Below are 10,974 nucleotides of genomic sequence, written 5' to 3' on the forward strand. Positions count from 1 at the left end.
CGGCACCGCTAACGTCGAGGCATGTCTGCAGCCGACTCCCCCCTGTTCAGCACGACCCGCGAGGGCGACCTGACGCTCGACGACCACGAGGCGATCGCAGCCATGCTCGCCCGGGCGTTCCCGAGCTATGACCACTGGTACGCGGGGGCCCGGAGCTGGGCGGGCATGCAACCCGAGCTGAGGGTCGTCGCGCGTCAGGGCGACGTCGTGGTCGCGCACGCCGGCCTGCGTCGCCAGTTCGTGACCGTCGGCGACACCGATCTGCTCGTCACCGCGGTCGGCATGGTCGCCGTCTCGCCGTCGTCCCAGGGCACCGGCGTCGGCGGTGAGCTGCTGCGCCAGGTCGATGCGGCGCTGAGCTCGCTCGACAGCGGCTTCGGACTACTCGAGACCGGCGACGACGTGCAGGGGTTCTACCGCCACGCCGGCTGGCTGCCGCTCGACGACCTCACCGCGCACTACACCGCGTTCAGCGCCGACGGCGCCGGTGTCCTCGTGACGCAGGACCACGGCTGGCTGCTCCACGAGGGGACGCTCACCCTGGCGGACTGGCCCGCGGGCGAGTTGCACTGGAACGGCCAGATGGTCTGAGACCCCCTGGACGCCGAGGAGGCGCGGTGACCGACGAACGGTCACCGCGCCTCCTGCGGTCTGACGCGGCTGTCGGCTACGCCGGGACGCCGACCTCGGCCGGGTCCTCGTTCGACCCGGGAGCCGACGGCTCGACGCCCGCGCGGACGCGCTGGCCGAGGGTCGCGTCGACGTTCGTCCAGTACTGATAGACCCGTTCGCGCAGCGCCGGCTGGGTCACCTTCGAGACGTGGCCGACGATGTTCTGCACGAGACGGTCACGCTGACCGTCGTCCATGACCTCGCGGACGAGCGTCCCGGCCTGGCCGAAGTCGTCGTCCTCGGCGTGCAGGGTCGCCGCCGAGCGCACGAGTTCGCCGTCGGACTCCCACCCACCGGTGTCACCCGCGGCCTGCGGGTCGGCAGCAGGGCCGCCCACCGAGTTCGGCGCGTAGACCGGCGCCGTGGCCTCGCTGAAGTGGTACCGAGCGGCGCCGTCCTTCGAGTACGAGTGCACCTCGGTCTTGGGCATGTTGACCGGCAGCTGCTGGTGGTTGACGCCCACGCGGTAGCGATGCGCGTCGGCGTAGCTGAAGATGCGGGCGAGCAGCATCTTGTCGGGGCTCGCGGCGATGCCGGGCACGAAGTTCGACGGGGCGAACGCGGCCTGCTCGATCTGGGCGAAGTAGTTCTCGGGGTTGCGGTTCAGCGTCATGGTGCCGACCTCGATGAGCGGGTAGTCGCTGTGCGGCCACACCTTGGTGAGGTCGAACGGGTTGAACCGGTAGCCGGCGGCGTCCTCGTACGGCATCACCTGGACCGACAGGGTCCAGGTCGGGAAGTCTTCGCGTTCGATCGCCTCGGACAGGTCGCGGATGTGGAAGTCGGCGTCCTCGCCCGCGATGCGGTCGGCGTCCTCCTGGGTCAGGATCTCGTTGCCCTGGTCGCTCTTGAAGTGGTACTTCACCCAGGAGCGCTGACCCTCGGCGTTGATCCACTGGTAGGTGTGCGAGCCGAAGCCGTCCATCGTGCGCCACGAGGCGGGCAGGCCACGGTCGCCCATCAGCCAGGTGACCTGGTGGGCCGACTCGGGCGACAGCGTCCAGAAGTCCCACTGCATGTCGTGGTCACGCAGGTGCGAACCGGGCAGGCGCTTCTGCGAGTGGATGAAGTCGGGGAACTTGATGCCGTCGCGGATGAAGAAGACGGGGGTGTTGTTGCCGACGAGGTCGTAGTTGCCCTCGGTCGTGTAGAACTTCAGCGAGAACCCGCGGGGGTCGCGCCAGGTGTCGGGGCTGCCCTGCTCACCGGCGACGGTCGAGAAGCGGGCGAGCATCTCGGTCTCGACGCCGGGCTGGAAGAGCGCCGCGCGGGTGTACTGCGAGACGTCACCCGTCGTGACGAACGTGCCGAAGGCGCCGCCGCCCTTGGCGTGGACGATGCGCTCGGGCACCTTCTCGCGGTTGAAGTTGGCGAGCTTCTCGACCAGCTTGTGGTCGTGCAGGACGATCGGGCCGTCGGCGCCGACCGACTGCGAGTGCTCGTCGCTGGCGGCGGGGGCGCCGTTGTCGGTGGTGGTGATCTTCTTCGCGTCGGTCATGTGTCCTCTTTCGTTCGTGGTTCGTCGTCGTGTGAGATCAGGGTGCGAGGCCCGCTCAGGGAGCGGCCACCGCCGCGGGGGCGTCGGACGAGGAGGCGCGGACCGGCTCGTCGCCCGCCGCCGCCAGGGCCTCGGCCGCCCGACAGGCCGGGCAGAGGCCCCAGAAGGTCACCTCGGCGGTCTGCACGAGGTACCCCGAGTCGTGCGACGGGGTGAGGCAGGGGGCGTGACCGACGACGCAGTCGACGTCGGCGACCGAGCCGCACACCCCGCAGACCACGTGGTGGTGGTTGTCGCCCGTCCGCAGCTCGTACAGGGCGGCCGAGCCCGCGGGCTCGATGCGGCGCACCAGTCCCGCTCCGGTCAGCGCGTTCAGCACGCCGTACACCGCCTGGACCGACGTCCCGGGCAGCTCGAGGGCCACCCGCGCGAAGACCTGCTCGGCGGCCGCGTGCGGTGCCGGCTCGAGGGCGCGCAACACGGCGAGCCGGGGCTCGGTCACGCGCAGCCCGGCGGAGCGCAGGGCTTCACGGGGATCGTCGATCGGATCGGTCATGTGACCAGTGAACCACTCTTTTGATCGGATCAAAACAATTGAGGGCTGCTCGGAGGCTCTTCTCGGCTTCGGCCACCCGGCCTGTGGACAACCACCCCGGGACGCCAGGGGATCGCTAGCGTCGTCGACATGAGCACCACCGCCACGACACCGTCGTCAGCCACCCCCGTCGTCCCCCCGGGGCGAGACCTCGTGGTCGACCTCGCCCGCGTCTTCTGCGTCCTGCTGGTCGTGGCGATCCACGTGATGATGGTCGGCGTCGCCGTCGACGCGACGGGCGCCGTCGTGGTGAACCGTCCCCTCCAAGAGCAGCCCTGGTTCGCCCTCTCGACGTGGGCCGGCCAGATCATGCCGCTCTTCTTCGTGGTCGGCGGGTTCGCCAGCGCCACGGCCTGGGCCGGCGCGCGCCGCCGCGGCGCCGACGCCGGCGACTTCGTCCGCGGCCGACTGCTGAGGCTCGCACGCCCGGCGAGCGCGGTCTTCGCCGTCCTCGCGATCGCCCTCGCCGTGGCGACCCTGCTCGGCGTCGATCCCGAGCTGCGCGACGTCGTGGCGACCGGCGTGGGCTCGCCGTTCTGGTTCCTCGCCGCGTACGGCATCACGCAGGTGCTCGTGCCGGTCATGGCCCGGCTGCACGCGACCCGTCCCTGGGCGACCCTCGTGGTCCTGGTCGTCGCGGCCGTCCTGGTCGACGCGGTGCGGTACGGCACCGGCGTCACGGCGGTCGGCCTCCTCAACCTGGCCTTCGTGTGGTTGTTCGTGCAACAGCTCGGCTTCGCGTACGCCGACGGGCTGTTCCGTCGGACCCCGCGGGTCGTGCTGCTCGTCGTCGCCGTCGTGGCCTACGCGGCCCTGGTCCCGCTGACGACGGTCGGGCCGTGGTCCGACGACATGCTGAGCAATCTCAACCCGCCGACCGTGCCGCTCATGGTGCTCGGGGTGGCCCAGATCTGCCTGCTCTCGCTCCTGCACCCCGCCCTGTCCCGCCTCATGACCACGCCCGCCGCCCGCGCTGTCGTGTTCGCGATCGGCAGCAGGGGCATGACCATCTACCTGTGGCACCTGCCGCTGCTGATCGCCCTGTTCGGGGTTCTGCTGATCGTGGGCGGACCGCTCCCCCAGCCCTCGACGGCCGTCTGGTGGTGGACTCGCCTGCCGATCTGGGCCCTCGTCATCGGGCTGACCTGTCTCGTGTCGCTCGCGACGGCACGGTTCGAACTGCCACCGCGAGCGCTGCCCGAGGGCCGGCGCCGCGCCTCCTGGTGGCTGATCGGTGCGGCAGCCGTGCTCGCGATCGGCCCGCCGTTCGACGTGATGCACGAGGGCCTCGACCTGCGCAACGCGGTCGCGGGGGCGATCTGCCTGCCCCTGGCCGTCTGGCTGCTCGGCCGATCGCGACCGGTGCACGCGAGCTCTCAGCCGGCCGAGACGGCCCCGGCGGGCGGCCTCGCGACGGCCGACGAGGCGCGAGAGGGGTAGACGCCCGACCGACGGGGGGTTCGGCCGGGCGTCCGGCGGTCTCGGGGCGGATCAGGAACCCGTCGACCGGAAGCCGGACAGAAGGCCCGATCACGAGGCCTGCGCTCTGTCCGCTGAGAACACTCTGCGGCTCGAGTCCATGATCCGGCTGACAAGAGCCTCGCATTCTGCTGACCATCGCCGTCGGCCCGTCGCGAGCACGTGACACCACCACCAGGAGGCGCGCGTGGCTGCCGTAGACTCGTCGCGTCCACCCGTTGACGCCTCTGCAGGAGTAAACCAGTGCCCACAATCGTCGTCGAGGTCATGCCCAAGGCTGAACTGCTCGACCCCCAGGGCAAGGCCGTCGCCGGCGCCCTCTCCCGTCTCGGCAAGGGCGCGTTCACCGACGTCCGCATCGGCAAACGTTTCGAGGTCACGGTCGAGGGCGAGGTGACCGACGCGGTCCTCGCCGACGTCCGCGAGCTCGCCGACGACATGTTCTCGAACTCGGTCATCGAGGACGTCGTCTCGATCACCGTCGCCGACGCTCCCGTCACGCTCTGATGCGCGTCGGCGTCGTCACCTTCCCCGGCTCCCTCGACGACCGTGACGCGCAGCGTGCGGTCCGGCTCGCGGGCGGCGAGCCCGTCGCCCTCTGGCACGGCGACCACGATCTGAAGGGCGTCGAGGCGATCATCCTGCCCGGCGGGTTCAGCTACGGCGACTACCTGCGCGCCGGTGCGATCGCCTCCTTCTCGCCGATCATGGCCGACGTGGTCGACGCCGCGAACGCGGGCATGCCCGTGCTCGGCATCTGCAACGGATTCCAGATGCTCGCCGAGGCCCGCCTGATCCCGGGTGCGCACACCCGCAACGCGCACCAGCAGTTCATCCGGCGAGACCAGCGCCTCGTCGTCGAGAACGCTCGCACCGACTGGACGAACGGCTTCACCGAGGGGCAAGAGATCACCATCCCCCTCAAGAACGCCGACGGTCGCTTCATCGCCGACGCCGACACGATCAAACGCATCGAGGGCGAGGGGCAGGTCGCCTTCCGTTACGTCGGCGTGAACCCGAACGGGTCGATGGACGACATCGCCGGCGTCACCAACGCCCGGGGCAACGTCGTCGGCCTCATGCCGCACCCCGAGCACGCCGTCGAAGAGGGCTTCGGCCCCGACACCCCCGCCGCGATGTCCAGCGGCATCGACGGCCTGACCTTCTTCACGTCCGCTCTCGAGAGGGCCCTCGCCAAGTGACCGACCAGACCGACCGCGCCACGCACGACGCCGAGATGATCGACGTCCGCCCCGAGGGCCACGTGCCCGACACCGTGGCGAACGCCGCGGCGACGCCCGACAAAGAGCAGCCCTACGGCGCCCTCGGCCTCAAGGCCGACGAGTACGCCTCGATCCGCGAGATCCTCGGCCGTCGACCCACCAGCGGCGAGCTCGCCATGTACTCGGTCATGTGGAGCGAGCACTGCTCGTACAAGTCGAGCAAGATCTACCTCCGCCAGTTCGGCCAGAAGGTCTCACCCGCCATGAAGAAGAACCTCATGGTCGGCATGGGTGAGAACGCCGGGGTGGTCGACGTCGGGGGCGGCTGGGCCGTCACCTTCAAGGTCGAGTCGCACAACCACCCCAGCTACATCGAACCGTTCCAGGGTGCCGCCACCGGCGTCGGCGGCATCGTCCGCGACATCATCTCGATGGGCGCCCGTCCGGTCGCCGTCATGGACCAGTTGCGCTTCGGCGACATCGACGCCGCCGACACGGCCCGCGTGGTCGACGGCGTCGTCGGCGGCATCAGCTTCTACGCGAACTGCCTCGGCCTGCCCAACATCGGTGGCGAGACCTACTTCGACGCGGTCTACCAGGGCAACCCCTTGGTCAACGCGTTGGCCGTGGGCGTCCTGCGCCACGAAGACCTCCACCTCGCCAACGCTCGAGGCGTCGGCAACAAGGTGGTCCTCTTCGGTGCCCGCACCGGCGGCGACGGCATCGGCGGGGCGTCGATCCTCGCCTCCGACACGTTCTCCTCCGGCGGGCCCACCAAGCGTCCCGCCGTGCAGGTCGGCGACCCGTTCGCCGAGAAGGTGCTCATCGAGTGCTGCCTCGAGCTGTTCCGCGACGAACTGGTCGAGGGCATCCAAGACCTCGGTGCGGCCGGCATCAGTTGCGCCACGTCCGAGCTCGCCTCGAACGGCGACGGCGGCATGTTCATCGAGCTCGACAACGTCCTGCTGCGCGACCCGTCGCTGACGGCCGAAGAGATCCTGATGAGCGAGAGCCAGGAGCGCATGATGGCCGTCGTGCGTCCCGAGAAACTGGACGCGTTCCTCGCCGTCGTGGCGAAGTGGGACGTCGAGACCAGCGTCCTCGGCGAGGTCACCGACACCGGCCGCCTCGTCATCAACTGGCACGGCGAAGAGATCGTCAACGTCGAGCCCCGCACGGTCGCCGTCGACGGTCCGGTCTACGAGCGCCCCGTCGCCTACCCGAGCTGGATCGACGCCCTGCAGGCCGACAGCGCGTCGTCGCTGCCCCGCCCCACGGGCAACGCGGTGCTCCGAGAGCAGTTCATCGAGCTGCTCGGCTCACCCAACCTGGCCGACAAGAGCTGGGTCACCAACCAGTACGACACCTACGTGCTGGGCAACACGGCGCTGAGCTTCCCCGACGACGGCGGCATGATCCGCGTCGACGAAGAGACCGGTCTCGGCTTCGCCATCGCGACCGACGCGAACGGGCGCTACTGCCAGCTCGACCCCAAGCAGGGTGCACGTCTGGCGCTGGCCGAGGCGTACCGCAACGTCGCCGTGACCGGAGCCGTGCCGGCCGCGGTCACCGACTGCCTGAACTTCGGCAGCCCGGAAGACCCCGAGGTCATGTGGCAGTTCTCGCAGGCCGTCGAGGGGCTTGCCGACGGGTGCCTCGAGCTCGAGATCCCGGTCACCGGGGGCAACGTGTCGTTCTACAACCAGACCGGCACGCGCCCGATCCACCCCACGCCCGTGGTCGGCGTCCTCGGAGTCATCGACGACGTCGCCAAGCGCATCCCGTCGGGCTGGCAGGACGAGGGCGACAACATCTACCTGCTCGGCACCACGGCGCTCGAGCTCGACGGGTCGGCCTGGGCCGGTGTCGTGCACGACCACCTCGGTGGCCGTCCGCCGGCCGTCGATCTCGCGGCCGAGGCACGACTCGCGCACCTGCTGCACGCCGGGGGCGACCAGTCGCTGATCGCCGCGGCCCACGACCTGAGTGACGGCGGCCTGGCGCAGGCGCTCGCCGAGGCCGTGCTGCGTTTCGGCGTCGGCGCACGCGTGTGGCTGGGCGAGGTGCTCGAGCGTGACGGCATCGACGTCGCCACGGCGCTCTTCAGCGAGTCCACCGGTCGCGTCATCGTCTCGGTGCCCCGCGAGGACGACGTCCGATTCCGCGGCCTGTGCGAGGGCCGTGGCTACCCCGTGGCCCGCATCGGTGTGACCGACGCCGAGTCGGGTTCGCTCGAGGTGCAGGACGTCTTCACGGTGTCGATCGACGAGCTGCGCAGCACCCACCGCGGCACGCTCCCGGCCCGCTTCGGAGCCACGATCGGCGAGTAGCAGCCCCGCCCTCCCCCGAACCGGGCGAGTCCGTCGGAACCGGTCGACACCAGTCGACCCGTTCCGGCGCACTCGCCCGCTTCGCTGTTCCGACACGCCCCGTGCTGCCGCCCGATGTCACCTCCGGCCTCAACGAACCCGCACGGCCAAACCCGACCTGCCGCACACCCAAGCTGCGCCGAACCCGACCTGCCGAACAACCCTGCCCGTGCAAATCGCGACAGAACACATCGCAGGAGGCGCCAGCCGCGACCTGAAGGCGGCGTGTCGCCTCTGCATGGTCGCGAATTGCACACGAACGCGGCGCCGACGGACGGGCACGTCGCTGGCCCCTGAACCCCGGCCGTCCGCCCGCGTTCGGCGAAGCCGAACAGAGCGCCGGAGGGGGCCCCACCAGCACGAACGGCAATGCCCCCGGACCGTCAGGTCAAGGGGCATGCATTGCTGGGGTACCTGGACTCGAACCAAGAACAACTGAACCAGAATCAGTCGTGTTGCCAATTACACCATACCCCAATGATGACAACCGTGAGGTTTACATCACTGTCGGCCCATCACCTGGACCGACGTCTACTGTACAGCATCCGCCAGGTGTTCGAGGCCACCGATGAGGTCGCGGTTGATGACGGCCGCAACACGGGCACCGTCACCGGCGGCGACGATGAGTTGCTGGGGACCGGGGGCAGTGCTCTCGCCGGCGGCGTAGAGCCCGGGCACGGAGGTGCGACCGTGCGCGTCGACGACGAGCAGTCCGTCGCCGTCGAGATCGGCTCCTGTGGGCGCGACGTAGTCCAACGCACCTGACCACTCGGGCCTCACGAAGCCGCCGGCGCGGCGTACGACGGAGCCGTCCTCGAGGACGATGCCGCGCATGCCGTCTCGATCTCCGTCGATGCTCGCGACCCGGCGACGTTCTACCGCGATGCCACGGCCCGACAGCATCGCCTCGTCCGCGGGGCTCACGGCGTCCGAACCGTGCGTGAACACGATGAGGTCGTCCGACCACTGCGAGAGGAGCAGGGCACGTTCGGTGAGGTCGGGGTGCTCTCCGATCAAGGCGAGCGGCTGATCGCGCTTGTCGTACCCGTCGCATTCGATGCAGCTGTGGATGAAGGTGCCGTAGAACGCCCTCAACTGGGCGATCTCGGGCAGGGTCTCGGTCAGCCCCGTCGTCACCAGGACGACTCCCGCGACGGCGGACGACTGCTGCCCGCGGAACTCGCACGAGATCTCGAAACCACCGTCGACCTCGGCCACCTTCGTGGCCAGTGTCTGGCGATGTTCTGCCCCCTCATAGGCCAAGAACTCGTCGCGTCCGAGCCTGCGCAGCTCGAGCGGCGAGATGCCGTCGCGCGTGAGGTACCCGTGCGAGAGGAGCGTGGCGGAGTTGCGCGGCCTGTTGCTGTCGATGAGCAGCACGCGTCGGCGCGCGCGGACCAGGTTCAGCGCGGCGCTCAGCCCCGCCGGACCACCTCCGATGACGGCGACGTCGTAGAACTCGGTCATGAGCGATCGGCGAGGGAGGCGAGCCGGGCGAGGGTCGACTCGCGACCGAGGATCTCCATCGACTCGAACAGCGGCGGACTCACTCGGCGACCCGAGAGCGCGACCCGCAAGGGCCCGTAGGCCACGCGGGGCTTGAGCCCGAGCTCGTCCACCAGAGCCGTCTTCAGGGCGGCCTGGATCGGCTCGTGCGTCCACTCGGTCACGCCCTCGAGGGCAGCCGAGGAGGCGCGCAGCACCTCACCGGACCGCTCACCCAGTGACGCCAGCGCGTCGTCCTCGTAGACCAGCTCGTCGTCGGCGACGAACAGGAACGCGAGCATGCCCCGAGCCTCGGCCAGGAGCGTCATGCGCTCTTGGACCAGAGGGGCGGCCTGGGCCAGCACCGTCTGTTCTGCCTCGGTCGGCGGCGCACTGACCACGCCCTCGAGGTAGGGCAGCAGACGCTGGGTGAAATCGTCGACCGGGAGCAGGCGGATGTGGTCGCCGTTGATCGACTCGGCCTTCTTCACGTCGAAGCGAGCCGGGTTCGGGTTCACGTCGACGACGTCGAAGGCGGCGACCATCTCGTCGATGGAGAACACGTCCCGATCGTGCGTCAGGGACCAGCCGAGGAGGGCGAGGTAGTTGACGAGACCCTCGGGGATGAACCCGCGGTCACGGTGGTGGAACAGGTTCGATTCGGGGTCGCGCTTCGACAGCTTCTTGTTGCCGTCCCCCATGACGTACGGGAGGTGGCCGAACCGCGGGACGAACGTCGTGACCCCGAGCTCGACGAGTGCTTCGTACAGCGCGATCTGCCGGGGCGTCGACGACAGCAGGTCTTCACCGCGCAGCACGTGTGTGATGCCCATCAGGGCGTCGTCGAGCGGGTTGACGAACGTGTAGAGCGGGACGCCGTTGGGCCGGACGACGACGAAGTCGCTGAACGAACCGGCGGGGAAGGTGATTTCACCCCGTACGAGATCGTCGAAGCTGAGGTCACGGTCGGGCACGCGCAACCGGAGAGCCGGCTGGCGACCCTCGGCCCGGAACGCGGCACGCTGCTCGTCGCTGAGGTCACGCTCGAAGTTGTCGTAGCCCTGCTTCGGGTCTCGACCGTTAGCGATGTTGCGAGCCTCGATCTCGTCACCCGTGGCGAAGCTCTCGTAGAGCAGACCACGCTCGAGGAGCCGGTCGATGACCTCGCGGTAGATGTCGTGGCGCTGCGACTGCCGATAGGGCCCGTGAGGCCCCCCGGCATCGACGCCCTCGTCCCAGTCGATCTTGAGCCACCGCAGTCCGTCGAGGATCTGCTCGTAGCTTTCTTCGCTGTCTCGGGCCGCATCGGTGTCTTCGATGCGGAACACGAGTTTGCCGCCCGTGTGCCGGGCATAAGCCCAGTTGAACAGGGCGGTGCGGATGAGGCCGACGTGCGGCGTTCCGGTGGGCGAGGGGCAGAACCGCACGCGCACATCAGTGCCGGTGGCGGTCGAGAAGGGAGCTGACATCGATGTCGATCTTACCGGGGGGCGACCCCGCGTGATCAGCGTTAAACGCAGAAAGGCCCCTTCCGAAGAAGGGGCCTTTCTGGTGTTACCTAAAAGGAGTCCGGCGGTGTCCTACTCTCCCACAAGGTCCCCCTTGCAGTACCATCGGCGCTGAGAGTCTTAGCTTCCGGGTTCGGAATGTGAC

The 10,974-nt window shown here is 69.4% G+C and carries 9 protein-coding genes, 1 tRNA gene and 1 rRNA gene; 5 read left to right on the forward strand and 6 right to left on the reverse strand.

What is annotated here, in order from left to right; translation table 11 throughout:
• Positions 1–21 precede the first annotated feature (21 nt).
• Positions 22–591, forward strand: coding sequence for a GNAT family N-acetyltransferase (locus EDF50_RS14160; RefSeq protein ID WP_123520150.1), 570 nt, complete (start codon positions 22–24; stop codon positions 589–591).
• A gap of 76 nt (positions 592–667) precedes the next feature.
• On the opposite strand, the gene EDF50_RS14165 is transcribed toward EDF50_RS14160, so the two are convergent.
• Positions 668–2,170, reverse strand: coding sequence for a catalase (locus tag EDF50_RS14165; RefSeq protein ID WP_123520151.1), 1,503 nt, complete (start codon positions 2,168–2,170; stop codon positions 668–670).
• 55 nt (positions 2,171–2,225) lie between these two features.
• The gene (locus EDF50_RS14170) at positions 2,226–2,726 is read right to left on the reverse strand and encodes a Fur family transcriptional regulator (protein ID WP_123520152.1); all 501 of its coding nucleotides are present in this window, start codon (positions 2,724–2,726) and stop codon (positions 2,226–2,228) included.
• 129 nt (positions 2,727–2,855) lie between these two features.
• Here EDF50_RS14170 and EDF50_RS14175 point away from each other — a divergent pair, with 129 nt between their 5' ends.
• From EDF50_RS14175 to purL, 4 genes are all read left to right on the forward strand, one after another.
• The gene (locus EDF50_RS14175; protein WP_123520153.1) at positions 2,856–4,205 is read left to right on the forward strand and encodes an acyltransferase; all 1,350 of its coding nucleotides are present in this window, start codon (positions 2,856–2,858) and stop codon (positions 4,203–4,205) included.
• Positions 4,206–4,487: 282 nt separating this feature from the next.
• Positions 4,488–4,751 carry a phosphoribosylformylglycinamidine synthase subunit PurS gene (gene purS / locus EDF50_RS14180; protein WP_123520154.1) on the forward strand — a complete coding sequence of 88 codons (264 nt, stop codon included), beginning with the start codon at positions 4,488–4,490 and terminating at the stop codon, positions 4,749–4,751.
• Entirely contained in the window at positions 4,751–5,446 is a 696-nt protein-coding gene (gene purQ / locus EDF50_RS14185; protein WP_123520155.1) for a phosphoribosylformylglycinamidine synthase subunit PurQ, read from the forward strand. Before purS ends, purQ begins: the two co-directional genes overlap by 1 nt.
• A gap of 35 nt (positions 5,447–5,481) precedes the next feature.
• Positions 5,482–7,797: a phosphoribosylformylglycinamidine synthase subunit PurL gene (gene purL / locus EDF50_RS14190; RefSeq protein ID WP_123520181.1), complete on the forward strand. Its 2,316-nt coding sequence runs from the start codon at positions 5,482–5,484 to the stop codon at positions 7,795–7,797.
• A gap of 444 nt (positions 7,798–8,241) precedes the next feature.
• Here purL and EDF50_RS14195 read toward each other — a convergent pair.
• From EDF50_RS14195 to rrf, 4 genes are all read right to left on the reverse strand, one after another.
• Positions 8,242–8,313: transfer RNA gene (locus EDF50_RS14195), tRNA-Gln, on the reverse strand.
• Between the two features lie 54 nt (positions 8,314–8,367).
• Entirely contained in the window at positions 8,368–9,303 is a 936-nt protein-coding gene (locus EDF50_RS14200) for an NAD(P)/FAD-dependent oxidoreductase (protein WP_123520156.1), read from the reverse strand.
• Positions 9,300–10,790: a glutamate--tRNA ligase gene (gene gltX, locus EDF50_RS14205; protein WP_123520157.1), complete on the reverse strand. Its 1,491-nt coding sequence runs from the start codon at positions 10,788–10,790 to the stop codon at positions 9,300–9,302. Before gltX ends, EDF50_RS14200 begins: the two co-directional genes overlap by 4 nt.
• Before the next feature lie 98 nt (positions 10,791–10,888).
• Positions 10,889–10,974: ribosomal RNA gene (gene rrf, locus EDF50_RS14210) — 5S ribosomal RNA — on the reverse strand; the annotation flags it as partial.

The organism is Frigoribacterium sp. PhB24 (genome assembly GCF_003755185.1).
Classification (GTDB): Bacteria; Actinomycetota; Actinomycetes; order Actinomycetales; family Microbacteriaceae; genus Frigoribacterium.

Bases quoted from the DNA above. Each gene is read 5' to 3' on its own strand.
- EDF50_RS14160 (WP_123520150.1), top strand. From the start codon at position 22: ATGTCTGCAGCCGACTCCCCCCTGTTCAGCACGACCCGCGAGGGCGAC.
- EDF50_RS14165 (WP_123520151.1), bottom strand. From the start codon at position 2,170: ATGACCGACGCGAAGAAGATCACCACCACCGACAACGGCGCCCCCGCC.
- EDF50_RS14170 (WP_123520152.1), bottom strand. From the start codon at position 2,726: ATGACCGATCCGATCGACGATCCCCGTGAAGCCCTGCGCTCCGCCGGG.
- EDF50_RS14175 (WP_123520153.1), top strand. From the start codon at position 2,856: ATGAGCACCACCGCCACGACACCGTCGTCAGCCACCCCCGTCGTCCCC.
- purQ (WP_123520155.1), top strand. From the start codon at position 4,751: ATGCGCGTCGGCGTCGTCACCTTCCCCGGCTCCCTCGACGACCGTGAC.
- purL (WP_123520181.1), top strand. From the start codon at position 5,482: ATGATCGACGTCCGCCCCGAGGGCCACGTGCCCGACACCGTGGCGAAC.
- EDF50_RS14200 (WP_123520156.1), bottom strand. From the start codon at position 9,303: ATGACCGAGTTCTACGACGTCGCCGTCATCGGAGGTGGTCCGGCGGGG.
- gltX (WP_123520157.1), bottom strand. From the start codon at position 10,790: ATGTCAGCTCCCTTCTCGACCGCCACCGGCACTGATGTGCGCGTGCGG.